Below are 23,686 nucleotides of genomic sequence, written 5' to 3' on the forward strand. Positions count from 1 at the left end.
GGGCGGGACGGGTCAGCAGCCGTCGCCCGGAGCTGTCGATGAGCCACCCCATCCTCGCCTGCAGAGGCGTCGCCAAGCTCTACGGAGCCAGGGCCTCGCGCTTCGTTCGCGACGGGCGTTTCGCAGGCGCTCCGGAGGAGCTTGCGGCCGCCGGCGTCGTCGCCGCCGTCCGCGACGTCGACCTTGAGATCGCGCGCGGCGAAACCTTCGTGATCATGGGGCTGTCGGGCTCGGGCAAGTCCACCCTCGTCCGCTGCCTCTCCGCCCTGACGCCCCCGAGCGCCGGCGAGGTGCTGTTCGAGGGCCGGAACCTCAGCACCATGGCCGAGGGCGACCTCCTGCAGATCCGCCGGCACCAGATGGGCATGGTGTTCCAGAACTTCGCCCTGCTGCCGCATCTCACCGTGCTGGGCAACGTGGCCTTCCCGCTTGACGTGCAGGGCGTCAAGAAGACCGAGCGCGAGGCCAAGGCGCTGGAGATGATCCGGCTCGTCGGCCTGTCGGGACGCGAGGGCCGCTTCCCGCGTGAGCTCTCCGGCGGCCAGCAGCAGCGCGTCGGCATCGCCCGCTCGCTCGCGGTGAAGCCCGACCTCTGGTTCCTCGACGAGCCGTTCTCGGCGCTCGACCCGCTGATCCGCCGCGAGATGCAGGACGAAGTGCTGCGGCTGCAGGGGTTGCTGAAGAAGACCATCGTCTTCATCACTCACGACTTCGACGAGGCGGTGCGGATCGCGGATCGCATCGCCATCATGAAGGACGGCCGCATCGAGCAAATCGGCACGGCCGAGGAGCTCCTGCTGCGCCCCGCGACCGACTACGTCCGCGCCTTCACCCAGGAAGCGCCGCGGGCCAAGATCCTGACCGCGCGCGCCGTGATGGCGCCCGCGCCGTCCGGCGCCGAGTTCGCCGGCCGCGTCGACGCCCGCGCGCGCGTCGCCTCCTTCGCCCACGAGGTCGAGGCGGCCGAGCGGCCCTTCGCGGTGGTCGACGGCGGCGCGGTGATCGGCGTGGTCGACCGGCTCGCAATGATCGACGTCCTGGTCGGCCGCGAGCGGAAGGCCGTCGCGGCATGAGCGTCGCAGCCGCGACGCATCCGCCGGCGGCGACGCGAACGGGCGTCCCTCTGCTGCGCTTCGCCGTCCCCCTGGCGCTCGTCCTCGTCACGGCGGTTCTCGTCTCGTTGCCGACGAGCGCGCTGCCGGCCTGGGCGTGGAAATACCCTCTCGCCTGGCAGGCGCCGCTCCCGGCGTGGATCTCGGCCTTCATGAAGTGGCTGATGGAGACCGCGTCGCTCGGCCTGTTCACCGTGCGCGACCTCACCCGCGGCGTCGCGAGCGCGCTGGACGCGGTGCTGTTCGTGGCGAAGGCGGTGCTTGCGACGGGCGTCGCGCAGGGCGCGGGCGCAAGCGCGACGACCCTCGTGCCTCCCATCCCATGGTTCGCGATGATCCTGGCGAGCTCCGCCGCGGCCTACGCCGTCGGCGGGCGAAGGCTCGCCTTGGGCATGGCGGCGGGGCTGCTCTATCTCGCCGTCTTCGGCCAATGGGCAAGCGCGATGATCACGCTCGCGTCCGTGCTGGTCGCGAGCGTGATCGGGGCGGCCGGAGGCCTGCTGATCGGCCTCGCCTGCGTCCGCTGGCGAACGCTCGAGCGGCTGATGTCGCCGCTGCTCGACATGGCCCAGACCATGCCGGTCTTCGCCTACCTGTTGCCGATGCTGATCCTGTTCGGCTTCGGGCCCGCCTCCGCGATGGTCGCGACGGTGATCTACGCCCTGCCTCCCATGGTGCGGGTGACGATCGTCGCAATCCGCGCCGTGCCGGAGGAAATCCGCGAGCTTGGCGTGATGTCCGGCTGCACCCGGCGGCAGATCACCTGGAAAATGCTCGTCCCGAGCGCGCTGCCGGCGCTGATGGTGGGCGTGAACCAGGTGATCATGCTGTCCCTCAACGTCGTCATCATCGCCTCGATGATCGGCGCCGGCGGTCTCGGCTGGGACGTGTTGGCGGCGCTGCGGCGGCTCGACATCGGCGGCGGGCTGGAGGCGGGCCTCGCCATCACTGTGCTCGCGGTGCTGCTCGACCGTTTCGCGCAAGCGATGGCGCAGCGCACCGAGCGTGTGGCGAAGGAAGACGTCGCGGGAGCGGCCGGCCGGCGTCTCGCCGTGCGCGTGGCCCTCGTCTGGGCGCTCGGTCTCTGGATCGCCGCGGCGGTCTGGCCCGAGATCGCGCTCTACCCCAACGACTGGAAGCTCTCGACAGCGCCGTACTGGAGCCAGCTCGTCAGCTGGATCAACGTCAATTTCTTCAGCGTGCTCGACGCGATCCGCACCGCGGCTCTGCTCAACGTCCTGACGCCCGTGAAGCGCTTCATGCTCGCCCTGCCCTGGCCGTGGGTGGTGGCGCTGGTCATGCTGGCCGGCTGGCGGCTCGGTGGCCTCCGGCTGGCGCTGACCACCGGCGCGATGACGCTGTTCCTGGCGGTCGTCGGCCTGTGGCAGACCTCGATGCTGACCGTCTACCTCTGCGGGGTCGCGGTGCTCATCTCGGTCGTGATCGGCGTGCCGATCGGCGTCGCCGCCGCCAACCGCCCCCGGCTGTGGCGGGTGGTCGAGGCCGTCATCGACACGCTCCAGACGCTGCCGGCCTTCATCTACCTGATCCCGATCGTGATGCTGTTCCGGGTCGGCGACTTCACCGCGCTGATCGCGATCGTGCTCTACGCCGTCGCGCCGGCGATCCGCTACACTGCGCACGGCGTGCGCCGCGTCCCCGCCACGCTGATCGAGGCGGGTCAGATGACCGGCTGCAGCCGCCGGCAGCTGCTCACACGCATCCGCCTCCCGCTGGCGACGCCCGACATCCTTCTCGGCCTCAACCAGACGATCATGCTCGCCCTCTCCATGCTCGTGATCACCGCGCTCGTGGGCACGCGCGACCTGGGCCAGGAGACTTACATGGCGCTGTCGAAGGCCGACGTCGGCCGCGGGCTGGTCGCCGGCGTCTGCGTCGCCTTCATCGGGATGGTGGCCGATCGGCTGATCTCGGCGGCCGCCGAACGGCTGCGGCGGCGCACCGGGCTCGCGGCGTGACGGCGAACGCGCTCGACCGCATCCGCGCGCTGCCGCTCTGGACGGGCAAGGTCGAGCCGCAGCCGCTCGCGGGCGGCATCACCAACAGCAACTTCCTGGTGGAGGACGGCGGAGCGCGCTTCGTGGTGCGGCTCGGCGAGGACATCCCCGCGCACAACGTCATGCGCTTCAACGAGCGGGCGGCGGCGCTGGCGGCCGAGCGCGCCGGCGTGTCGCCCGCGCTGCGCCATTTCGAGCCCGGCCTGATCGTCATCGACTACATCGAGGCCCGCACCTTCACCGAACAGGACGTGCGGGACCACCTGCCGCGGGTCGCCGAGCTGATCAGCCGCGCCCACCGCGAGGTCACCCGCGAGATCCGCGGGCCGGCGCTGGCCTTCTGGACCTTTCACATCCTGCGCTCCTACGTGCACGCCTTGCGCGAGCGCGGCCATCGGCTGGCCGGCGACCTGCCCCGCTACGCGCGCGTCGCCGAGCGGCTGGAGGCGAGCCTCGGGCCGACCGAGATCGTCTTCGGCCACAACGACCTGCTGCCCGGCAACTTCCTCGACGACGGCGATCGCCTCTGGCTGATCGACTGGGACTACGGCGGCTTCAACACGCCGCTGTTCGATCTCGGCGGCCTCGCCTCGAACAACGGCTTCAGCCCGGCCCAACGGGACGAACTGCTCGCGCTCTACTACGAGCGCGCGCCGGACGACGGCCTGCGGCTGCGGCTTCAGGCGATGCTCGTGGCCTCGCTGCTGCGCGAGGCGCTGTGGAGCATGGTCTCCGAGAGCGAGTCGACGATCGACTTCGACTACCAGGCCTACACCGCCGAAAATCTGGCGCGGTTCGAGCGTGCGCTCGCCGAGTTCGAGGTCATGGCGGGCTGAACCAGCGCATCGCCACGCAATCCGGCGCCTGACATGACGTTTTGACTGTCGGCGACGAGGTTTTGCGCCTAGGTTCTGGGGACAGCGTCGCCCCGCCCAGAGCCCCGCGAGACCCGCAATGTCGCTGAAGCGCCAGAACGACATCCTGCAGGCCGTCCGGGCGAACGGCAGCTTCAGCATCGCCGAGCTCGCCACGCGGCTCGCGGTCTCGACCGAGACGATCCGGCGCAACGTCCAGCCCCTGATCGACGACGGCGCGCTGCTGCGCTTCCACGGCGGCGTCATGTTGCCGGAGGCGGTGGACGAGCCGCCGTTCCAGCGCCGCATGCAGGTGAACCACGAGGCCAAGTGGGCGCTCGCCGGCATCGTGCGCGATCAGGTCCGCGACGGCGACAGCCTGATCCTCGACAACGGCACCACCTCCGCCTACGTCGCCGACGCGCTCGCCTCGCACTCGCGCCTGACCGTCGTCACCCACTCCGTCCAGATCGCATATCGCCTCGCCTCGCGGAACGGCAATCGCGTGTTCTTCGCCGGCGGCGAGCTCTCAAGCGAGGACGGATCGGCGATCGGTCCCTCCGCGATCGAGTTCGTGCGGCAGTTCCAGGTGCGCTACGCGTTCATCTCGGTCGGCGGCATCACCCTCGGCGGCGAGCTCGGCGATTTTCATCTGTTCGAGGCCGAGTTCGCCCGCGCGGCCCTCCAGCAGGCGCAGGAGACCTGGATCATCGCGGACGCGACCAAGTTCGGCCGCGAGGCTCCGGTGAAGGTGTGCCAGCTCTCGGCGGTCGACGCGATCGTGTCCGACGGCGCGCCGCCGGCGGAGTTCGCGGCCAAGTGCCGGGCCGGCGGCGTGCGCGTGCTCACCCCTCAGACGCTGAAGCAGGACCGCCCCGCAGCCGGGCGTCCGCAGGCCTGATCCCGACCTCTGGTCCCGCCGTCGGTGCGCCCCACTTCGGTCGGCGACTCCGAATCTTGTTCGAGGACCCGACGATGGCCGCACTCATCCCCACTCCGTCGCGCCGCGAGGCCGAGATCGCCTCCACGGCGCTCGGCTGGCTCACGCTCGCCCTCGCGGCGGTGGAGTTGGCGGCGCCGGGACGGCTCTCCCGGTCGCTCGGCCTGTCGGCTAACCACCAGTTCCTGAAGGGCTTCGGCGCGCGGGAGATGGCGACCGGCGCGGGCCTGTTCGGGTGGCGAAGGGGCCGCGGACGGACGTTATGGATCTGGGCGCGCGTCGCCGGCGACGCGATGGACATCGCCACGATCGCGCCGGCGCTGAGCCGCGACAACCCGAAGCGCAAGGCGGCGTTCGCGGCCTTCGCGGTCATCGTCGGCGTCACTCTCGTGGACGTGCTCTGCGCCCGCGCGCTCGACGACCGCGACTAACGCCGGCTCGGCCGCCTCGCGCGGAAAGCCGGGTCACCGCAGGAACCGGCCGAGCCGCTCCAGCGCCGCGTCGAGCACCGCGTCGTCCTTGGCGAAGCAGAAGCGCGCGACCGTCGTCACCTTGTCCTCGGCGTAGAATGCGGACACGGGGATCGCGACGACCCCTCCCTCTCGCGCCAGCTGCGTGCAGAAGGCGACGTCGTCGGTCACGCCGAGCGGCCCAAGGTCAATGTTGAGGAAGTAGGTTCCCCGCGTCGGAAGAACCGTGAAACCGGCGCCCGCGAGGCCCTCAGCGAACCGATCGCGTTTGCCCTGCAGGCCCGCCCGCATGGCGTGGAACCACGCCTCTTCCTTTCCCAGTCCATAGGCCACCGCGGACTGCAGGTTGGGCGGGGTGGTGAAGGTGAGATACTGGTGCGCCTTTGACAGCGCGCCCATCAGGGACGGCGGCGCGCAGACGAGCCCGACCTTCCAGCCCGTCATCGCGAAGATCTTGCCCGCAGAGCCGATCTTGACCGTGCGGCGCTCGAGCCCTTTGACGGCCAGCGCGGAGACGTGGGCCGCCCCGTCGAAGGTGACGTGCTCCCAGACCTCGTCCGAGATCACCACGACGTCCGTGCCCTCCACCGCGCGGGCCACCGCCTCCAGCGTCTCGCGGCCGTACACGGCGCCCGCGGGGTTCAGCGGGTTGTTCAGCAGCACCGCCTTGGTGCGCGGGCCGATGGCGGCTTTCAACGCCGCCTCGTCCAGCCGCCAGTCCGGCGGAGAAAGCTTCACGAAGCGGGGCGTCGCGCCGGCCCGCAGCGCGAGCGGCAGATAGGCGTCGTACATCGGCTGCAGCAGCACGACCTCGTCCCCGGGCTCGACCAGGGCGAACAGCGCGCCGGCGAGCGCTTCAGTGGCGCCCGAGGTCACCATCACCTCCGCATCGGGGTCGAGATCGAGCCCCTGCCAGCGGGCGTAGTGGGCGGCGGCGGCCGCGCGCAGCTCGGCCAGGCCCATCATCGGCGGGTACTGGTTCCAGCCGTCGACCACGGCCTCCGCCGCCTTGGCCCGCACGTCGGCGGGACCGGGGGCGTCGGGAAAGCCCTGGCCGAGATTGATCGCGCCAGTTTCCCTCGCGAGCCGGGACATGGTCTCGAACACGGTGACGGGCAGGTCGGCGAAGACAGGATTGAAGCGGGGCGACATGCTTAGAACAGACACGGGGAATCTGGGAGTTCGAGAGCGACGCCGACTTGTAAGGCTCAGGCCGTCGACGGCGTCGCTGCGTCTCAATGAGAAACCCAAGGGGTCTAACGCCAAACTCAAAATGATCATAGTTACAATCTATAAATTCGATAGTATTTTCAATTGACCCCCTTCGACGCTTCAAGCATGGTGCCTTCGTCCGGCGGGAGGCGGCGAAAGCGTCGCCCTCGGGGCGGCACGTCGCGCCGGTTCCGGAGGCTTCCGGACGACGATAGAGGACACGCCGATGACGACACCGTCGAAACGCGGACGCTGTTGACGCTTACGTCGTAAGGCGCGCTCGCCGCGCGCCGCGTCTCCTCTAAGATTGCACTATCGCCGGCGCCGTCGTCGGCCTCGAGGCCCGCTATGAACGTTCCTCTCCGCGCTGCGCCGCTGGCCGCGGCCCCCACCCCATCGGTCCCTTCGGACCACCTCCTTTTCGAGGACGTGCGCCTGGCCTACCGCGCCAGCGACGGCGGAGAGATCGTTGCGCTCGACGGCGTCAGCTTCTCAGTGCCGCGCGGCGGCGTGGTCGCGGTCATCGGCCCGTCGGGCGCCGGCAAGTCGTCGCTGCTTCGGCTGGCCGAGGGGCGCGAGCGCCCGACCGCCGGCCGCGTCGAGATCACCGCTTGGGGCGGAGCGGCGCCGTCCGTCGGCGTGCTTGCGCCGCACGCCGCGCTCGATCCCAATTTGACGCTCACCGAAAACCTGGCCGCGCCGCTCCGGCGCTCCGGACGGCCGGAGCCGGAGATCGCGCGCGAGATCGAACAGGCGCTGCACTACGCGGGCCTCGACGCCGAGCGGAACCGGCGTCCGGGGGAACTCGCCACCGGCGAACGCCGGCGCGCGGCGCTCGCGCGCGCGCTGTCCGGCGGGCGCGACGTGCTGCTGCTCGACGAGCCGACCTCTGCGCTCGATCCCGACAGCGCCCAGGAACTGCTCGCCGCGGTGACGCGCGCGAGCGAGGAGCGCGGCGCGACCGTGCTGCTCGCGACCCACGACATGGCGGCCGTGACGACGCTCGCCCGCACCGTCGTCGTCATCGACCAGGGCCGGGTGGTGGAGACCGGCCGCACCTCCCGCATCTTCTCGCGGCCCGAACACAGAGTGACGCGCCGGTTCGCGGCCGCCGCGCCCGGCGCCGCTCTCCCGCCGTTCCTGCGCGGAAAGCTCAAACCGACGCCCTCCCCTCAGGGCAAGGCGCTGCTCCGGCTGGGCTTCGAAGGCCTCGCCGCGACGCGGCCCGTGCTGACCCATGTCGCGCGCGAGCTCGGCTTCGACCTCGGCATCGTCGCGGGCTCGATGGGAGCGCTGAGCGGGGATCCCTTCGGCGTGCTGATCGTGGCGGCCCCCTCCGACGAGCCGTATTTCACGGCGGCCTTGGAGCGGCTCGAGGACAACGGGCTCGCTGTCGAAACGCTGGGCTTCGTGAGCTGACGCCGCCTCAGGCGACCCGCCCCGCCCCGCCGAAAAACCGCCAGGTGCCGCGGCCCGCGTTCTTCGCGGTGTAAAGCGCGCGGTCGGCTCGGACGACGAGGTCGTCGTCCACCTGCGCCCCGACGCCCGCGACCGCCACGCCGATCGAGACGCTCGGCGTCACCTCGAAGCCGCCGCCGAAGACGGGCTCCGCCAGCACCGCGCAGAGGCGTTCCGCAAGCGAGTCGAACTCCGCCGCCGTCTGGCCGGACGCGATGATCGCGAACTCGTCGCCGCCGAGGCGCGCGACGAGGTCGTCCGCGCGAGCTGCCGTGCGCAAGCGGATCGCGGTCTCCTGAAGCAGCGCGTCGCCGGCGGCGTGGCCAAAAGTGTCGTTCACCTGCTTGAAGTGGTCGAGGTCGATCAGCACCACCGCGATGCGGCCACCCATGCGGTCGAGCCGCGCGGCCGCGCGCAGAAGCCCGCGTTCGAACACGCCGCGGTTGGCGAGGCCGGTAAGCGGGTCATGGGTCGCGAGATGCTCGAGCGCCTGCTCCAGGTTCTTGCGCTGGGAGATGTCCGTGAGTGTGCCGACCGCGCGCACCGCGTAGCCTTGCTCGTCGCGCTCGACGATCTTGCCGCGATCGAGGACCCAGACCCAGTCGCCGTTCTTGTGGCGGCACCGCATCTCGGCTTCGTAGAACGCCGTCCGACCCTCCGCATGGGCGTCGAACGCCGCCCGCGCTTTCGCCAGATCCTCGGGGTGGACCAGCGCGTCCCATGCGCTCGTGCCGTTGAACTCGTCCGGCTCGTACCCGAACATCCGGCACGCCCGGGGACTGAAGAACCCCTCCCCGGTCGGTACGTGCCAATCCCACAAACCGTCGTTCGCGCCTTCGAGCGCGAAGGACAGGCGCCGGGCGTCCCTGTCCAGCGCCGCGAGTTCGCGGCGACGCTCCGACATAATGACGGCGACCAGCAGCGCCGGGACGGTGGTGAGCGCCAGCATGGCCTGAAGCGGCAGCAGGACCGAGGCGCGGTTCTGGTCCGTTGTGTCGGGCCAGAATCCGAAGAACGCCGCCCCGGTGACGCAGATGGCGAAAATGGATGTGGTGAGCGCGGTCGCGAAGACGCCAAAGCGGAGCGCGAACCACAGCAGCACGGTCGCGCTGAGTTCGATCAACGCCAAGGTGCCCGTGATCGGAACGAGGACGCCGGCGACGGCGAGCGCGAGACAGGCGGCGCCGAGCTCCAGCCTGCGCAGGCGGCGGCGCCGGGTGTCGTTCCGCCGGGTCTCCCACCCGCCGGACCGCGCGGCGAGCCGCTCCCGCCGGATGCGCCAGAACAGGAACGGCGGGACCAGAAGGATGAAATTCACCGCCTCGACCAGCCACCAGGCCACCGTGGCGTGGAAGGGATCGGCGGCGACCTGGACCGAGGCCGTCGCCGCGCCGCCGATCAGCGCCCCGGGGATCGGCGCGGCGGCGGCCACGAGGAACAGGCGCACGACCTTGCGCACCGTGGAAGGCGCCCCGGTCCCGACCTCCGTCCAGGCGAGCCCGAGGCAGGTCGTCAGCACCGTCAGCGCGTTCGCGACGCCGAGGACAGCCGAGAGCGCCAGCTCCCCGTCCAGCGCGTAATGGGCGGCCGCGTTGGCGAGGCCGATCGCGGCGACCTCCGGCCACGGGCGGAGGCGGCCCCAAACGATGAGCACGCCGATGGCGATCGCCGTCGCGGGCCACACCACGACGACGCCCGTATGGCGTCCGAACACCAACGTGGCGTAGGCGAGGCCGCCGTAGACGCACCCGAGCGCCACGACATCGACCGCGCGTTTAGCCCCGTATCCCGTCATGGGCCAAGCGACCTTCTGCGACAAAGCTGCGGCAGGATAGCCTGAACGCTCTTAGGATTTGTTGACTGATCACTTCAAAACAGCGCGCGACCCGATCATACCTCGTTCATTGAGCGCGAAACGACGGTCCCGCGGCAAGCGGCGGCGCGCATCCGCCGACGCCCCTGCTCACGAGCTCCTCTAACCTGCGGTCACCCCCGATTGACGTCGAAGGCGGAGAACGCCTGCTGCGTCGGCATGACCTGCAGCCGATTGATGTTGACGTGGCGCGGCAGCGTCGTCGTCCAGAAGATCGTCTCGGCGATGTCATCCGCGGTCATGCCCTCCATCCCGGCGTAGACGTTCGACGCCTTGTCGGCGTCGCCCTTGAACCGGGTGAGCGAAAATTCGGTCTCGACCATGCCGGGCTCGATGTTGGTGACGCGCACTTTCTTGCCCTGGACGTCGGAGCGCAGCGCGAGCGCGAACTGCTTCACGAAGGCCTTGGTGCCGGCGTAGACATTGCCGCCGGGATAGGGATAGTCGCCCGCGACCGAGCCGATCGTGACGATGTGGCCGCCGCCGCGCGCGATCAGACCCGGCAACGCGGCACGCACCGTGTGCACGAAGCCGGTGACGTTGGTGTCGATCATCGTGTGCCAGTCCGAGATGTCCGCGGTCTGCGCCGGCCCAAGGCCGAGCGCGAGGCCGGCGTTGGCGATCACGACGTTCACGTTCTTGAACGCGTCCGGCAGGCCTTCGAGCAGCGCCTCGGTCGCCGGCAGATCACGGACGTCGAGGGCCGCCACATGGAGGGCGTCGCCGAGTTCCGCCTTGAGCGCATCGAGCCGCTCGACGCGCCGTCCGGTCGCCACCACCTTCGCGCCCTCCGCCACGTAACGCCGCGCCAGCGCCTCGCCGAAGCCGGAGGTCGCCCCCGTGATGAGGACGACGAGGGTCTTGGGATCGATCATGGCGTAGGACATCGGCGGGCGTCTCCAGACAGCGGCCGGCCGCGCGCGTGCGCCGCCGGCTCCAAACGACCGCCGAGATAGCGCAGCGGGAGCCCAGCGCCAACGCGCGGCGCGCGATGCGACGCGTGATTTCTACTGACGGCCGAGATCTTCGGGCGTAGCCTGCGATCCAAAGGGAGTTCGCGGCGCGTTCGTGACTTCTGGTTAACTGTCACGTTCGGCTTGCTTACACGCGGCGGCTCCCACAACATCTGGGAGGATACGAACATGGCCGGAGCCATCCGAAATCCCCTGCAATGGGGCGTCGACGGACTGGGCGAAAGCGTCGAGGCCTTCGGGGCCGCCAACCATAGCCTGCGGCGGCCGGCGACGGAGTACGAGACCACGCGGCCGCGCGTGCGCAGAATCGGCCTTGGCGATCTCGGGATCGCGCTGCGCCTTGGAATCGACGACTTTCTCGCCGCCCGCACCGATGTGCTGTTCATCGGCCTGATCTACCCGCTCGCGGGCCTCATCCTCTGGGCGATGACGCTGCACGAGAACATGATCCCGCTGCTGTTCCCGCTGACCGCCGGCTTCGCGCTGATGGGGCCGTTCCTCGCGCTCGGCCTCTACGAGCTCAGCCGGCGCCGCGAGGCGGGCGAGATCGCCACATGGGAAGCGGCGATGGGCGCCTTCGCCACGCCGTCGGGCGGCGCGATCCTCAGGCTCGGGCTGATCCTCACCGCGCTGTTCGCGGCCTGGCTGCTGACGGCGATGGCGATCTACGGCAGCATCTACGGCTGGGAGACGCCGACCTCGCTCCGCGCCTTCGCGGAAGACGTGCTCGGCACCCGCCGCGGCGGGGAGCTGATCCTCTACGGCTGCGGCGCAGGCTTTCTCTTCGCGCTCGTGGCGCTGTCCATCAGCGTGATCTCGTTCCCGCTGCTGCTTGATCGCAAGCTCCGCGTGCGCACCGCGGTCGCCGCCTCGGTGCGCGCGGTGGCGAAGAACCCGGTTCCGATGCTCGCCTGGGGCGCGCTCGTGGCGGCCCTGCTCGTGCTCGGGTCGCTGCCGCTGCTGATGGGGCTGATCCTGGTGCTCCCGATCCTCGGGCACTCGACCTGGCACCTCTACCGCCGGGTCATCGTCTGACGGAGACCTGGACGGAAGAAGGCCGCGCGTCCAGCGTGACGCGCGGCCTTCAGAAGAGAGAGCTCCAGAAGCCCAGCGTTTAGCGGGAGGCGGTCGCCGCTCCAGCCGTCACGCGCCAGACTTTGTTCCCGACGTCGTCCGACACCAGAAGCGCGCCGGTCTTGTCGAAGGCGACGCCGACCGGCCGGCCCCAGGCCGTGCCGTCCGTCATGAACCCTGTCAGCACGTCCTTGGGTTCGCCGGCGGGCTTGCCGCCCGAGAACGGCACGAAGATCACCTTGTAGCCCGACGGCGGGTTCCGGTTCCACGACCCGTGCTGGCCGACGAAGGCGCCGTTGCGGAAGGCCTCCGGAAGAGCTGTCCCCTCCGAGAAGGCGAGGCCGAGCGAGGCGGTGTGCGGCCCGAGCGCGTAATCCGGCTTGATCGCCTTCGCGACCAGCGCCGGCTGCTGCGGCTGCACGCGCTCGTCCACATGCTGGCCGAACCAGCTGTACGGCCAGCCGTAGAAACCGCCCTCCTGCACCGAGGTCATGTAGTCCGGAACGAGGTCGGAGCCGATCTCGTCGCGCTCGTTGACGGCTGTCCAGAGGCGGCCGTCCTCCGGATTCCAGGCGAGACCGTTGGGGTTCCGCAGACCGGAGGCGAACAGACGTGAGGTCGTCGCCGCGGGATCGACCTCGAGGATCGCCGCGCGGTTGGTCTCGTGCTCCATGCCGTTTTCGGCGACGTTCGAGTTGGAGCCGACCGTCACGTAGAGCTTCGCGCCGTCCTTGGAGGCGATGACGTTCTTAGTCCAATGGTGGTTGATCGGGCCGCCCGGCAGGTCGACGACCTTCTCTGGCTTGGCCGTGATCTCGGTCGCGCCTTCGGGATACTGCACCGCCACCAAAGCGTCGGCGTTCGCGACGTAGAGCCGGTCGCCGACCAGCACCATGCCGAAGGGCGACATGAGGTCCTTCATGAAGACCGTCTTGACCTCGGCCTTGCCGTCGCCGTCAGCGTCGCGCAGCAGCATGATCTTGTTGGGGCTCTCGACGCCCGCCCCAGCCTGTTTCTTAACAAGGCCGGCGACCGCATCCTTCGCCCGCGCAAACAGGCTCTTCTGCCCGGCGCCCTCATCCTTCGGCGGCGCGTTCGACTCCGCGACCAGCACGTCGCCGTTCGGCAGCTTGTAGAGCCAGCGCGGGTGGTCGAGCCCGTCGGCGAAGGCCGTCACGGTCAGGCCTGGCGCCGCCTTGGGCGTCTTGCCCTCGGGCCACCCCTTGGCGTCCGCCACCTTCACGGTCGGGATCCAGCTCTGCTTCGGCTGCGAGAGCACCGGGTTGGGCCCGTAGGTCTTCTCCAGCGGAACCGACGCTTCCTCCCCGCAGGCCGCAAGCGACAGGCACGCGGCGGACATCAGAAGAGCTTTGGAATGGGGAAGCATGACAGGGGCCTTTCACGGCGCGCGACGGCGTATCCCCGACGCGACGCAAGGGGAACTCGAGGCGAGAACGTAGGCGACCGGCGGAGGTTCCGCGCATGCACGACGCCGTGATCCTCGCTCGGCGTCGAAACACGCGCGCTTCGTTAATGCACGTTCCTTACTATGCCGCCGATCTCACGCCAGAACCTCTTCGACCGCATGTTTCCGACGCCCGACTTCAACACGCTCCGCCTTTGCAGTCTTGTCGCAAGCCTGGCCTACGCCGGGGTGTTTCTCTCGCTTTGGCGTGGTCGCGCCGGCGAAAGTCATCTGCTGTATTGGGCCATGAGTTCCGCGGTGTACGGCGGCGTGCTGATGACCTTCCCGGCTGTGGACGATCTTGCATCGCCCCTGCCCGGCGCGGCGTTGTTCGCCCTCGTCGCGTTCAGCAACACCCTCCTGCACGCCGGCGCCCGGCGGTTCGACGGCCGGACGCCCTTCGTGTGGTGGATGGCGCTGCCGCCGCCGCTCGCCGCCATCGGCTACGCAAGCCCAGCGTTTCTCGGTCCGATCCCGGGCGTGACCGCGACGGCCGCGATGGAGACCGGCGCCGCGTTGGGACTGACGGTCAGCGTGGCGATGACCGGCCTCGCTTTGCTGTTCGAGCGCCAGACGACGCCCATGCTCGGGCGCCGCATCGCTGCGATTGCGATCCTCGCCTACCTTCCAAGCTACGTCGTCGGCATGGCGGCGCAGTTCTACGCGGGCTGGTTCGAGAAGGCCTCCGCCGTGCTGGCGTTGCTGTCGGATCAGGCCCTGCTGGTGGCCATGTACGTCGGCCTGCTCGCCATGTCCGGCGAGCGCGCGCAGCGGGCGCTGCGGGAGGCGGCGCTGCGCGATCCGCTCACCGGCGCCTGGAACCGCGCCGCTCTCGACGCCCGCCGCTCGGCGCTGGCGGCGGCTCAGTCCGCCGTCATCCTCATCGACGTCGATCAGTTCAAGGCGATCAACGACCAGCACGGCCACGCCGCCGGCGACGCGGTGCTGACGGCCTTCGCCGCGGCGGTGATGGCGCTGAGCGTCGCCTCCCGGGGCGCGACGCTGGTCCGGCTCGGCGGCGACGAGTTCATGGCGGTGCTGCCGCGGGCGACTCCGCTGCGCACGCAGCGGTTCGCGGAGCAGGTGCTGGCTGCGGCGAAGGCGGGCTCGCCCGGCCTTCCGGCCTGGACCGTGAGCGTCGGCGTCAGCGCTGTCGACGTCCACGAAACCGATCTTGCGCCGGCGATGGCCCGCGCCGACCTCGCGCTCTACCGGGCGAAAGCCCGCGGCCGCAACTGCATGGCGGCCTGACGCCCGAGCTTCACGCCCAAAGCCTCACGCCGCGGCGCGCGAGAGCCCGCCGGCCTCCGCGATGAACTGCAGCACCCGGTCGAGCCCCTGCCCGCTCTTCATGTTGGCGAACACAAAGGGCTTGCCCCGCCGCTGGGCGGTCGCGTCGCGGTCCATCACCTCGAGGCTGGCGCCGACCATGGGCGCGAGGTCGATCTTGTTGATCACCAGCAGGTCGGAGCGCGTCACGCCCGGACCGCCCTTGCGCGGGATCTTGTCGCCGGCCGAGACGTCGATGACGTAGATGGTGAGGTCGGCGAGCTCCGGCGAGAAGGTCGCCGCGAGGTTGTCGCCGCCGCTCTCGATCAGGATCAGCTCCAGCCCGGGAAATCGCGCGACGAGGTCATCGACCGCCGCGAGGTTGATCGAGGCGTCCTCGCGGATCGCCGTGTGCGGACAGCCGCCGGTCTCGACGCCGAGGATGCGCTCCGGAACGAGCGCGCCCGAGCGGGTGAGGAACTCGGCGTCCTCCTTGGTGTAGATGTCGTTGGTGATCGCCGCGAGGTTCACCCGGTCGCGAAGGGCCTTGCAGAGCGCGTCCATCAGCGCGGTCTTTCCGGAGCCGACTGGGCCGCCGACGCCGACCCGCAGGGGGCCGTGGGGAGATGCGGTCATGTGCGAAACAACCTCGTGCGTTGGGTTTCGTGGCGCATGGACGCGATGTCGGACCGGAACGCCGCGCCGGACACGTCGTCGAGCGGCGTGGCCGCCGCGCGCGCGGCGGCCACGAGCACGGCCGGCTCCAGCGCCGCGAGCGCCTTGAGCCCGTCGGTCTGGCCGAGCGGCACCAGCCGCACGGCGGCGGAGATCAGGTTCGCGACGCCCGCGTGCAGGAAGGCGGCAAGCGCGGGACCGCGCGGCAGGCCGTGGCCGGCGCTCGCGAGAGCCACCGCGACGGGATAGGCGACCGGCCCCTCCCAGCTCCCGGCGAGATCGAGCGCTGAGGTCGGCGCCGAGGCGCGGATCGCGGTGAGGAACGCGCTCCCTTGCGCGAAGCTTTCAAGGCGCCGTTCGCGCGACGGCTGGAACGCCGCGGCGAGCTCGGCCACGGCGGCGAACATTGCGGCGTCGCCCTCGCAGACCGCGTCGTGGGCGCGTGCGAAGAAGACGGCGTCGGACCCAAGCCCGCCGTGCGCGAGCAGCGCGTCGAGCCAATCGACCAGCGCCGGGCGACTCGTGACGTCGCCGATCTCCACGGCCCACTCCAGCCCGTGGCTGTAGGAAAAGGCGCCGATCGGAAAGGCCGGCGACAGCCAGGTGAGCAGTTTCAGGAGGCCTGCTTCGGCCGCGTCGATCCGGGCCAGCATCTAACCGTGGCCGTGGGCGTGATAGGCGCCGCGTTCCGGCGTGAAGGGACGCGTGACCTCCGTCACCGTCGCGCCGAGCCCGCGCGCCATCTCGGCCAGCACGTGGTCCGGCTCGATGTAGATCGCGTCCTCGCGGATCTCCGCCGGCGTATGGCGGTTGCCGACGTGCCAGGCGAGCCGCGCGAGGCGGAGCGGCGACGCGGCGGTGATCGCGAGCAGCGGCTGGGCCGCGGCCCTCACCAGCACGAGCCGGCCGTCCTCGAGCGTCAACGCGTCGCCGTCTTCGAGAGCCATCGGCTTCTCGAGGTCGAGCAGCACGTCGAGCCCGCCCTCGCAGGCGAGCGCGATGCGGCGCCTCTGCCGGCCGTCGTGATCGAGCGTCACGACGTCCACGGTCCGCTCGGGGCGCACGGCGGCGCGGCGAAGAACGGAGACGGCGCGGATCATCGGAAGTCTCGATCAGGAACGCGATGCGGGAGGGCGCGACTATGGCGGAGCAGGCGTCGGCCTGTCCACGGCGCAGACAGCGCGGATGACAGGCGGGACCCGCCTACAATTTAGGCGCCAGCCGCCGGTTAGGTCAGTCCGCTCCCGCCTTGGCGGCCGCGCGGCGCCGGAATGCGAGGCTTCCGCAATCGAGAGACGAAGGTTTCCGCGCCGTCGAAGTCCCAGCGTTTCCGGTCGCGCGCCGACGGCGCGGACGGAACGGAGCGCGTTTCCGCTTGCCCATGGCACGCGCCTTGCTGCAGGTTGCCCGTGCAGTGCGTCTAGGGTTCCGGCCGTCCGATCAGGGCGGCGCTGGTCCGAGAGACGCACTCTCCGCTGAGCATGCGGGGAGACACGGCGGGGCAAAATCCCGGGAGGTCACTGCACGGGTTCGTCGCCGCGAACCGACCTCCATTGCTTTCGTGCGCGGCGGACTCCGAGGACACCACGGCTCATATGGCCGACCGAGGAGCGTTCCGCATGCTACGCAGGCTCATCGCCGCTCTTGCTCTCTCCGCGACCGTCTTCGCGCCCTCCGCCGAAGCCGCCCCGAAGAAATCCTTTGAGATCGCCTGGACCATCTACGTCGGCTGGATGCCGTGGCCCTACGCGGCCGACAGCGGCATCGTGAAGAAGTGGGCGGACAAGTACGGCATCGACATCAAGGTCACCCAGATCAACGACTACGTGGAGTCGATCAACCAATACACCGCCGGCAAGTTCGACGGCGTCACGCTGACCAACATGGACGCGCTGACGATCCCGGCCGCCGGCGGCGTCGACACGACGGCGGTGATCGTCGGCGACTTCTCCAACGGCAATGACGGCATCGTCTCCAAAACGGCGAAGTCCGTCGCGGACCTGAAGGGCGAGAGCATCAACCTCGTCGAACTTTCGGTCTCGCACTACCTGCTCGCCCGGGCGCTGGAAGGCGCGGGCCTGTCGGAGAAGGACGTCAAGGTCGTCAACACCTCCGACGCCGACATGGTGGCCGCCTTCAAGGCCCCGGACGTGAAGACCGTGGTCACCTGGAACCCGCTGCTGGCCGAAGTGAAGGCCGAGCCGAACGTGACCCCGCTGTTCGACAGCGCAAAAATTCCCGGCGAGATCATCGACGTGCTCGCCGTCAACACCGAGACGCTGAAGGACAACCCGGACTTCGGCAAGGCGCTGGCCGGCATCTGGTACGAGACGCTCGCGCTGGTCACGGACCCCGGCGAGAAGGGCAAGGAAGCCCGCGCCGCCATGGGTAAGCAGTCCGGCACCGACCTCGCGGGCTTCGACTCGCAACTCGAGGCCACCAAGCTCTTCGCCAAGCCCGCGGACGCCGTTTCGTTCACGGAGAGCGCCGAGATCGTGAAGACCATGGACCTCGTGCGCACCTTCTCCTTCGACCATGGACTGCTCGGCGAGGGCGCCAAGTCGAAGGACGCGGTCGGCATCGGCTTCGCCGGCGGCAAGACGCTGGGCGACGCGGGCAACGTGAAGCTGCGCTTTGACCCCACCTTCATGAAGATGGCCGCCGACGGGAAACTGTGACGGGCGCCGCGCCTCCGCGCCTTATGCGTCGAACGATCCCGGATCGGCCGTAGGCCGTCCGGGATAACGGCCTATCCACACGGAGTCCTCATGCGTCGCGCCATGAACATCCGTCCGAACCCGGGCGGCCGCCTGCTGCTCGCGATCATCCCCTTCGTGCTGCTGGCGCTCGTCTACGTGCTGGGATCGGCGGAGCGTCGGGCGGTCAACCCCAACGACAAGCTGCTGCCGCCGTTCTCCGAGATGGCGACCACGGCGACGCGCATGGCGACCGAGCCCGACAAACGGACCGGCGAGATCACGATGGTCGCCGACACGGCCGCCAGCCTCCAGCGGCTCGCGCTGGGGCTCGGCCTCGCCACGCTGATCGGTCTCTCGCTCGGCGTCGCGATCGGCATCCTGCCGGTCGCCGACGCGAGCGGCGGGCCGCTGGTCGGCGTGCTGTCGATGATCCCGCCGATGGCGATCCTGCCCATCCTGTTCATCGTCTTCGGGCTGGGCGAAGTCTCGAAGGTGGTGCTGATCGTGATCGGCGTCGCGCCCTGCATCGTGCGCGACATCGCGATGACCGTTCAGGCGATCCCGGTCGAGCAACTGGTGAAGGCCCAGACGCTCGGCGCCTCCACCTGGCAGACCGTGCTGCGGGTCGTCCTGCCGCAGGCGCTGCCGCGGTTGATCGAGGTGGTGCGGCTGCAGATCGGGCCAGCGTTCCTGTTCCTGATCGCGGCGGAGGCGATCGCGGCGGACTCCGGGCTCGGCTACCGTATCTTCCTCGTCCGCCGCTACCTCGCGATGGACGTGATCCTGCCCTACGTCGCGTGGATCACGCTGCTCGCCTTCGTCATGGACTGGGCGCTCGCGAAGCTGTCGCGCTCCGCCTTCCCCTGGGCCTATGCGGGGGAGCGCCGATGAGCGCGATCTCCGTCCGCGACGTCTGGGTTGAGTTCGGCGACCAGATCGTCATCGAGAACCTCAACCTCGACATCGCCTCGGGCTCCTTCGTCTCGGTCGTCGGCCCCTCCGGCTGCGGCAAGAGCACCTTCCTGCGCATGGTGCTCGGCCAGGACCGCCCGACGCGCGGAACCCTGACGCTCGACGGCAAGCCGCTGCCAGACGAGCCGGGCGCCGACCGCGGCGTGGTTTTCCAGCGCTACTCGGTGTTCCCGCACCTCACCGTTCTCGGCAACGTGCTCGCGGGCTACGAGTTCGCGCAGGCGCCGCTGCTCGGAAAGCTGTTCGGCGCCGAGCGCCGGGCCGCGATCGCGAAGGCCGAGGAGCTGATCGACGCGGTCGGCCTCGGGGCGCACCGCGACAAGTACCCAAGCGCTCTGTCCGGCGGCATGCAGCAGCGTCTCGCCATCGCCCAGGCGCTCGCGAAGGATCCGAAAGTGCTGCTGCTCGACGAGCCGTTCGGCGCGCTCGACCCCGGCACCCGCGTCCAGATGCACGGGCTGCTCAAGCCGCTGTGGTCGCGGCTCGGGATGACCGTGATCATGGTCACCCACGACCTCAAGGAGGCCTTCACCCTCGGCACCCGGGTGATCGCCTTCGACAAGACCCGCCACGATCCGCAGGCCCCCGGCCGCTTCGGCGCCCGCATCACCTACGACCTCGACCTCACGCGCGATGTCGCGGTGCCGGTGCTTGGCTTTTCGAAGCCTCCGCTCGAAGCGAGGGCCGCGCAGTGAGCGCCGCTCGCGGGTCCCGCCTCGTCATGCCCCGGACAGGCCGGGGGATCACGTTCAGTTTTCGTCACTACCCGCTGATGACGTTCCCGAGCCTCGGGAAGACGGCCAGCCTTACCCAAGGAGAAGCCGAATGACCTCGTCGCCCATCCATCGCCGCCGCCTCGCAGGACTGGCCGCCTCGCGCGAACGCCTGCGCCGCCACCATCCCGACTTCAGCAAGATGGACACCCAGGGCTGGAAGGCGCTCGACGCGGAAAGCCGCCTGCCGGAGACCATGTGGCGCAAGGAGCAGCAGTGGGCGCTCGACATGGGCCTGCCCGGCGCGGACAGCATCACCGATAAGTCGATCCCGACCTTCGCCCGCGGCGAGCTTCCCCACTTCGCCGGCATCAACACCTTCATGAAGGCGCCCTACGTCGAGAACGTCCGCGACGTCGGGAACTACGACGCCGCCGTGATCGGCATTCCGTTCGACTCCGGCACCACCTATCGCCCGGGCACCCGCTTCGGGCCGCAGGGCGTGCGCCGCATCTCGGCGCTCTACACCCCCTACAACTACGAGATGGGCATCGACCTGCGCGAGCAGATGACGCTGTGCGACGCCGGCGACGTGTTCACGATCCCCGCGAACCTCGAAAAGAGCTTCGACCAGATCACCCGCGGGGTCAGCCACATCGCCTCCTCCGGCGCGCTGCCGGTCATGATCGGCGGCGACCACTCCATCGGCTTCCCCTGCGTCCGCGGTATCGCCGACGTCACCTCCAAGCGCATCGGCATCATCCACTTCGACCGGCACATCGACATCCAGGAGAAGGACCTCGACGAGCGCATGCACACGACGCCCTGGTTCTGGGCGACGAACCTGCCGAACGTGAGCCCGAAGAACCTCGTGCAGCTCGGCATCGGCGGATGGCAGGTGCCGCGCTACGGCGTCAGCGAGGCGCGCAAGCGCGACACCAACGTGCTGACGATCGACGACATCGAGAAGTTCGGCCTGGAGAAAACCGCCGAGATCGCGCTCGAACTCGCCTGGAAGGACGCCGACGCGGTCTACATTTCCTTCGACGTGGACTCGATCGACTGCGGCTTCGTGCCGGGCACCGGCTGGCCGGAGCCGGGCGGCTTCCTGCCGCGCGAGGCGCTGAAGATCCTCGGGCTCGTCACCGCGCCGGGCATTTGCGGGCTCGAGGTGGTCGAGGTCTCCCCGCCCTACGACACCTCCGACATCACCGCGCTGTTCGGCACCCGCGTGATCGTGGAGGCGCTGGGCTCGATGGTCGCCCACGGCACGCTCGGCAAGCACAAGTCGATCATCGACAAGCCGGTGAGCTTCTGAGGCGGCCATGCACGACGGACACGACCATCCCCACGAGCACATGGGCAGCCATTTCCACGGCCACGCCCATCCCGGCCATGCGCATACCCGCCCCGGCCCCGGCCACAACGCCGGCCCGAAGCGGAACGCGCAGTGGCAGACGCCGCACCTGCCGCACGGCCATGCGCCGCAGCCGGAAGACCCGAGGACGACCGATCTCGACCTCGTGGAGGCGGCCTTCGTGGAGGCCTTTTCCGCGGCCTCAGACCCGACGAGCTTTCTGCGCGTCGCCGGCATTCCCTTCGTCGGCGAGGATGAGGCGGGGCGGCGGTTCCACCTGCTGCGCGTCGAGGTGGAGGACCGCGTCGACGTCGGCGCCGTCGCTCCGCTTCTGGGCGGCGCGGGCGTGCGCTACGATCCGCTGCCGGCTAAGATGACCTCGCGCCGCCGGGCGCTCGCCTTCCTGTTCCACGACGGCCGCGCCGTCGTCCGCCTCGACTTCGCCGCCGCGCGCGCGCTCAGCGACCGCAGCCAAGCCTCACGCTTCGACACGCCCTCGGCATGATGCCTTCCGGAGACAGATCCATGCGCCGTTCCCTCCTCCGCGCCGCGCTCGCCGGCGCATCCGCTCTCGCCCCCACCCTCGCGCTCGCCCATCCGGGCCACGGCGAGGCCTTCGGCTTCGCCGCGGGCGTCGGCCACCCCGTCGGCGGCCTCGACCACGTGCTCGCGATGGTGATGGTCGGCGTGTTCGCCGCCCAGCTCGGCGGTCGCGCGCTCTGGGCCGTGCCGGCGACCTTTGTCGCGGTGATGGCGCTGGGCGGCGGGCTGGGCATGGCGGGCGTCGCGCTGCCTTTCGTGGAGACCGGCATCGCGCTCTCCATCGTCGTGCTCGGCGTCGCGGTGGCTCTCGGCGTCAAGGCGCCGGTCGCCGCCGCCATGGCGCTGGTCGGGGTGTTCGCCACCTTCCACGGCTACGCCCACGGCGCCGAAGCGCCCGAGACCGCGAGCGGCGCGGCCTACGCCGCGGGCTTCCTGCTCGCGACCGCGGCGCTGCACGCGGCGGGCGTCGGCTTCGGCCTGCTCACCGCGAAGCTCTCCGCTGCGAACGGCGGCCTGGTCGCGCGCGCGGCCGGCGGCCTCGCTGCGCTTGCGGGCGTCGTGATCCTGCTGGGCTGAGGCTCAGGAGAAGCCAATCCCGGACGGCGCACGTATCGTTCGGGGAACCTCTACGCCGTCATGGTCCGGCTTGACCGGACCATCCATCTCAGACGACGCGCTCGATGGGTCCTCCGGTCAAGCCGGAGGACGACGGCGCAGTTTAACAAAGGCGGCCCCAAGCAGGGCCGCCCTCACCCGCCTTGGGCCGCCAAAGCCTGGAGCACCTCGAGCGTGGGGTAGCCGTCGGCGGCGAGGCCGAGCTTGGCTTGCGCCTTACGCGTCGCCTTGCGCGTGTCGCCGCCAAGTTTGCCGTCGGGCGCGCCTGCGAGAAAACCGTCCTTCGCCAGCAGGCGCTGCAGCTCGTGCAGCTCGTCCGTGGTCAGCGGCCGCACCGGCGCAGCGCCGATCGAGACCTCCGGCGCGCCGTCGAAGCGGGTGGCGAGATAGGCCGCGGTCGTCGCGTAGATGAACGACTGGTTCCACTTCCGGTAGACGTCGAAGTTATCGTAAGCGAGGAACGCCGGCCCGTTGCGGCCCATGGGCAGCAGCAGAGCGGCCTTGGCCTCGTCCGGCGGCAGCGCGCCGTTGCGCGGCTTCACGCCCCAGTCCGCCCACTGGCCTACAGGGTGCTTCACGTCGATGTCGGCCTCGACCCACGGCATCTCGGCCGGGACAACGACCTCCTGCAGCCATGGCTCGTCGCGCTTCCAGCCCATGTCGGAGAGGTATTTGCCAGCCGACATGATGGCGTCAGGCACGCTGCGCATCAGGTCGCGCTTGCCGTCGCCGTCGCCGTCGACCGCGTCACGGAGGTAGTCGACCGGCATCATCTGGGTGTGGCCAAGTTCGCCCGCCCAGGCGCCGCGCATCTCGGAGGGCGCAAGATCGCCGCGATCGACGATCTTGAGCGCCGCGATGAGTTGCGGACGGAAGAAGTCCGGCCGGCGGCAGTCGTGGGAGAGCGTCGCCAGAGCATTCCGGGTGTCGAACTTGCCAAGGTTGGCGCCGTAGTCGGTCTCCAGCCCCCAGAACGCGGTGATGACCGAGGCTGGCACGCCGTAGTCGGCCTTCACCCTGTCGAACAGCGCCGCGTTCTGCCTGATGACCTGAGGCCCCTTCGTCAGCCGCTGCCCCGCCACCATACGGCTCGCGAACTGCAGGAAGGTCTGCTGGAACACGGCCTGGCCGCGGTCGAGGGCCAGCACCTTGGGGTCGATCACGACGCCCGCGAGCCCGTCCGCGATGGCCCGCTCCGAAACCCCTTGCGCGCGGGCCTCGGCGCGGACGCCGTCGAGCCAGGCTGGGAACTCGCCCCCGCAAGGGGCTGTCTGGACCGGCGCGGTCTGGGCGAAGGCGGCGCCGCCGCAGGCAACGATCATGGCGAGTGCGCAGGCGCTGCGAAGAAGGTGCGTCATCGGCTCGTCGGCTTCGGCTTTGAATGCCGACACAT

Annotated in this window: 22 protein-coding genes and 1 riboswitch; of the genes, 14 read left to right on the forward strand and 8 right to left on the reverse strand. The window is 70.1% G+C overall.

Annotation, left to right across the window (positions count from 1 at the left end; translation table 11 throughout):
- Positions 1-38: 38 nt before the first annotated feature.
- From METY_RS14725 to METY_RS14745, 5 genes are all read left to right on the forward strand, one after another.
- Positions 39-1,073, forward strand: a complete 1,035-nt coding sequence (locus METY_RS14725; protein WP_103122148.1) for an ATP-binding cassette domain-containing protein — start codon at positions 39-41, stop codon at positions 1,071-1,073.
- A complete protein-coding gene (locus tag METY_RS14730) occupies positions 1,070-3,091 on the forward strand; it encodes an ABC transporter permease (protein ID WP_103122149.1) in 2,022 nt (673 codons plus the stop codon). The genes METY_RS14725 and METY_RS14730 overlap by 4 nt, the downstream gene beginning before the upstream one ends.
- Positions 3,088-3,966: a choline kinase family protein gene (locus tag METY_RS14735; RefSeq protein WP_103122150.1), complete on the forward strand. Its 879-nt coding sequence runs from the start codon at positions 3,088-3,090 to the stop codon at positions 3,964-3,966. The genes METY_RS14730 and METY_RS14735 overlap by 4 nt, the downstream gene beginning before the upstream one ends.
- A gap of 118 nt (positions 3,967-4,084) precedes the next feature.
- Positions 4,085-4,885 carry a DeoR/GlpR family DNA-binding transcription regulator gene (locus METY_RS14740; RefSeq protein ID WP_103122151.1) on the forward strand — a complete coding sequence of 267 codons (801 nt, stop codon included), beginning with the start codon at positions 4,085-4,087 and terminating at the stop codon, positions 4,883-4,885.
- Between the two features lie 74 nt (positions 4,886-4,959).
- A complete protein-coding gene (locus METY_RS14745) occupies positions 4,960-5,355 on the forward strand; it encodes a hypothetical protein (RefSeq protein WP_103122201.1) in 396 nt (131 codons plus the stop codon).
- Between the two features lie 33 nt (positions 5,356-5,388).
- On the opposite strand, the gene METY_RS14750 is transcribed toward METY_RS14745, so the two are convergent.
- Positions 5,389-6,546, reverse strand: coding sequence for an aminotransferase (locus METY_RS14750; protein WP_103122152.1), 1,158 nt, complete (start codon positions 6,544-6,546; stop codon positions 5,389-5,391).
- A 408-nt stretch (positions 6,547-6,954) separates the two neighbouring features.
- Between METY_RS14750 and METY_RS14755 the strand changes: the two genes are divergently transcribed.
- Complete coding sequence (locus METY_RS14755) at positions 6,955-8,025, forward strand: ATP-binding cassette domain-containing protein (protein WP_103122153.1); 1,071 nt, start codon at positions 6,955-6,957, stop codon at positions 8,023-8,025.
- 7 nt (positions 8,026-8,032) lie between these two features.
- Here the strand turns inward: METY_RS14755 and METY_RS14760 are convergent, their stop codons facing one another.
- Together METY_RS14760 and METY_RS14765 are read right to left on the reverse strand one after the other, a co-directional pair.
- The gene (locus METY_RS14760) at positions 8,033-9,859 is read right to left on the reverse strand and encodes a diguanylate cyclase domain-containing protein (protein ID WP_103122154.1); all 1,827 of its coding nucleotides are present in this window, start codon (positions 9,857-9,859) and stop codon (positions 8,033-8,035) included.
- 191 nt (positions 9,860-10,050) lie between these two features.
- Positions 10,051-10,824 carry an SDR family NAD(P)-dependent oxidoreductase gene (locus tag METY_RS14765; RefSeq protein WP_103122155.1) on the reverse strand — a complete coding sequence of 258 codons (774 nt, stop codon included), beginning with the start codon at positions 10,822-10,824 and terminating at the stop codon, positions 10,051-10,053.
- A gap of 255 nt (positions 10,825-11,079) precedes the next feature.
- On the opposite strand from METY_RS14765, the gene METY_RS14770 reads away from it, so the two are divergent.
- Positions 11,080-11,946, forward strand: a complete 867-nt coding sequence (locus tag METY_RS14770) for a DUF2189 domain-containing protein (protein ID WP_103122156.1) — start codon at positions 11,080-11,082, stop codon at positions 11,944-11,946.
- 79 nt (positions 11,947-12,025) lie between these two features.
- Here METY_RS14770 and METY_RS14775 read toward each other — a convergent pair whose 3' ends face one another.
- Entirely contained in the window at positions 12,026-13,345 is a 1,320-nt protein-coding gene (locus METY_RS14775) for a PQQ-dependent sugar dehydrogenase (RefSeq protein ID WP_444849093.1), read from the reverse strand.
- 189 nt (positions 13,346-13,534) lie between these two features.
- Between METY_RS14775 and METY_RS14780 the strand changes: the two genes are divergently transcribed.
- Positions 13,535-14,701, forward strand: coding sequence for a GGDEF domain-containing protein (locus METY_RS14780; RefSeq protein ID WP_103122158.1), 1,167 nt, complete (start codon positions 13,535-13,537; stop codon positions 14,699-14,701).
- 24 nt (positions 14,702-14,725) lie between these two features.
- Here METY_RS14780 and ureG read toward each other — a convergent pair whose 3' ends face one another.
- The 3 genes from ureG to METY_RS14795 are packed head-to-tail and all read right to left on the reverse strand — an operon-like array spanning position 14,726 to position 16,494.
- Positions 14,726-15,355, reverse strand: coding sequence for an urease accessory protein UreG (gene ureG / locus METY_RS14785; protein WP_103122159.1), 630 nt, complete (start codon positions 15,353-15,355; stop codon positions 14,726-14,728).
- The gene (locus METY_RS14790) at positions 15,352-16,047 is read right to left on the reverse strand and encodes an urease accessory protein UreF (RefSeq protein WP_103122160.1); all 696 of its coding nucleotides are present in this window, start codon (positions 16,045-16,047) and stop codon (positions 15,352-15,354) included. The genes ureG and METY_RS14790 overlap by 4 nt, the downstream gene beginning before the upstream one ends.
- Positions 16,048-16,494, reverse strand: coding sequence for an urease accessory protein UreE (locus tag METY_RS14795; RefSeq protein ID WP_103122161.1), 447 nt, complete (start codon positions 16,492-16,494; stop codon positions 16,048-16,050).
- A 309-nt stretch (positions 16,495-16,803) separates the two neighbouring features.
- A riboswitch (guanidine-I (ykkC/yxkD leader) is annotated at positions 16,804-16,912 on the forward strand.
- Between the two features lie 101 nt (positions 16,913-17,013).
- Between METY_RS14795 and METY_RS14800 the strand changes: the two genes are divergently transcribed.
- The 6 genes from METY_RS14800 to METY_RS14825 all read left to right on the forward strand — a co-directional run bounded on the left by METY_RS14800 (position 17,014) and on the right by METY_RS14825 (position 22,254).
- A complete protein-coding gene (locus METY_RS14800; RefSeq protein ID WP_103122202.1) occupies positions 17,014-18,072 on the forward strand; it encodes a putative urea ABC transporter substrate-binding protein in 1,059 nt (352 codons plus the stop codon).
- A gap of 90 nt (positions 18,073-18,162) precedes the next feature.
- Complete coding sequence (locus METY_RS14805) at positions 18,163-18,984, forward strand: ABC transporter permease (RefSeq protein WP_103122162.1); 822 nt, start codon at positions 18,163-18,165, stop codon at positions 18,982-18,984.
- Complete coding sequence (locus METY_RS14810) at positions 18,981-19,760, forward strand: ABC transporter ATP-binding protein (protein WP_103122163.1); 780 nt, start codon at positions 18,981-18,983, stop codon at positions 19,758-19,760. The genes METY_RS14805 and METY_RS14810 overlap by 4 nt, the downstream gene beginning before the upstream one ends.
- 130 nt (positions 19,761-19,890) lie before the next feature.
- Complete coding sequence (locus METY_RS14815; RefSeq protein WP_103122164.1) at positions 19,891-21,096, forward strand: agmatinase family protein; 1,206 nt, start codon at positions 19,891-19,893, stop codon at positions 21,094-21,096.
- Between the two features lie 7 nt (positions 21,097-21,103).
- The gene (locus METY_RS14820; RefSeq protein WP_103122165.1) at positions 21,104-21,640 is read left to right on the forward strand and encodes a hypothetical protein; all 537 of its coding nucleotides are present in this window, start codon (positions 21,104-21,106) and stop codon (positions 21,638-21,640) included.
- 20 nt (positions 21,641-21,660) lie between these two features.
- A complete protein-coding gene (locus METY_RS14825) occupies positions 21,661-22,254 on the forward strand; it encodes a HupE/UreJ family protein (RefSeq protein WP_103122166.1) in 594 nt (197 codons plus the stop codon).
- Positions 22,255-22,427: 173 nt separating this feature from the next.
- Here METY_RS14825 and METY_RS14830 read toward each other — a convergent pair whose 3' ends face one another.
- Positions 22,428-23,651, reverse strand: a complete 1,224-nt coding sequence (locus METY_RS14830; RefSeq protein ID WP_244593671.1) for a lytic murein transglycosylase — start codon at positions 23,649-23,651, stop codon at positions 22,428-22,430.
- Between the last annotated feature and the right edge of the window lie 35 nt (positions 23,652-23,686).

Source organism: Methylopila sp. Yamaguchi (genome assembly GCF_002897035.1).
GTDB lineage: Bacteria > Pseudomonadota > Alphaproteobacteria > Rhizobiales > Methylopilaceae > Methylopila.

What these genes read in the sequence shown, in the direction of transcription:
- METY_RS14810 (WP_103122163.1), top strand. Translation starts at nt 18,981, where the DNA reads ATGAGCGCGATCTCCGTCCGCGACGTCTGGGTTGAGTTCGGCGACCAG.
- METY_RS14765 (WP_103122155.1), bottom strand. Translation starts at nt 10,824, where the DNA reads ATGTCCTACGCCATGATCGATCCCAAGACCCTCGTCGTCCTCATCACG.
- METY_RS14780 (WP_103122158.1), top strand. Translation starts at nt 13,535, where the DNA reads ATGCCGCCGATCTCACGCCAGAACCTCTTCGACCGCATGTTTCCGACG.
- METY_RS14760 (WP_103122154.1), bottom strand. Translation starts at nt 9,859, where the DNA reads ATGACGGGATACGGGGCTAAACGCGCGGTCGATGTCGTGGCGCTCGGG.
- METY_RS14770 (WP_103122156.1), top strand. Translation starts at nt 11,080, where the DNA reads ATGGCCGGAGCCATCCGAAATCCCCTGCAATGGGGCGTCGACGGACTG.
- METY_RS14820 (WP_103122165.1), top strand. Translation starts at nt 21,104, where the DNA reads ATGCACGACGGACACGACCATCCCCACGAGCACATGGGCAGCCATTTC.
- METY_RS14750 (WP_103122152.1), bottom strand. Translation starts at nt 6,546, where the DNA reads ATGTCGCCCCGCTTCAATCCTGTCTTCGCCGACCTGCCCGTCACCGTG.
- METY_RS14725 (WP_103122148.1), top strand. Translation starts at nt 39, where the DNA reads ATGAGCCACCCCATCCTCGCCTGCAGAGGCGTCGCCAAGCTCTACGGA.
- METY_RS14730 (WP_103122149.1), top strand. Translation starts at nt 1,070, where the DNA reads ATGAGCGTCGCAGCCGCGACGCATCCGCCGGCGGCGACGCGAACGGGC.
- METY_RS14825 (WP_103122166.1), top strand. Translation starts at nt 21,661, where the DNA reads ATGCGCCGTTCCCTCCTCCGCGCCGCGCTCGCCGGCGCATCCGCTCTC.
- METY_RS14745 (WP_103122201.1), top strand. Translation starts at nt 4,960, where the DNA reads ATGGCCGCACTCATCCCCACTCCGTCGCGCCGCGAGGCCGAGATCGCC.
- METY_RS14755 (WP_103122153.1), top strand. Translation starts at nt 6,955, where the DNA reads ATGAACGTTCCTCTCCGCGCTGCGCCGCTGGCCGCGGCCCCCACCCCA.
- METY_RS14795 (WP_103122161.1), bottom strand. Translation starts at nt 16,494, where the DNA reads ATGATCCGCGCCGTCTCCGTTCTTCGCCGCGCCGCCGTGCGCCCCGAG.
- METY_RS14775 (WP_444849093.1), bottom strand. Translation starts at nt 13,345, where the DNA reads ATGTCCGCCGCGTGCCTGTCGCTTGCGGCCTGCGGGGAGGAAGCGTCG.
- METY_RS14800 (WP_103122202.1), top strand. Translation starts at nt 17,014, where the DNA reads ATGCTACGCAGGCTCATCGCCGCTCTTGCTCTCTCCGCGACCGTCTTC.
- METY_RS14740 (WP_103122151.1), top strand. Translation starts at nt 4,085, where the DNA reads ATGTCGCTGAAGCGCCAGAACGACATCCTGCAGGCCGTCCGGGCGAAC.
- ureG (WP_103122159.1), bottom strand. Translation starts at nt 15,355, where the DNA reads ATGACCGCATCTCCCCACGGCCCCCTGCGGGTCGGCGTCGGCGGCCCA.
- METY_RS14790 (WP_103122160.1), bottom strand. Translation starts at nt 16,047, where the DNA reads ATGCTGGCCCGGATCGACGCGGCCGAAGCAGGCCTCCTGAAACTGCTC.
- METY_RS14805 (WP_103122162.1), top strand. Translation starts at nt 18,163, where the DNA reads ATGCGTCGCGCCATGAACATCCGTCCGAACCCGGGCGGCCGCCTGCTG.
- METY_RS14815 (WP_103122164.1), top strand. Translation starts at nt 19,891, where the DNA reads ATGACCTCGTCGCCCATCCATCGCCGCCGCCTCGCAGGACTGGCCGCC.
- METY_RS14830 (WP_244593671.1), bottom strand. Translation starts at nt 23,651, where the DNA reads ATGACGCACCTTCTTCGCAGCGCCTGCGCACTCGCCATGATCGTTGCC.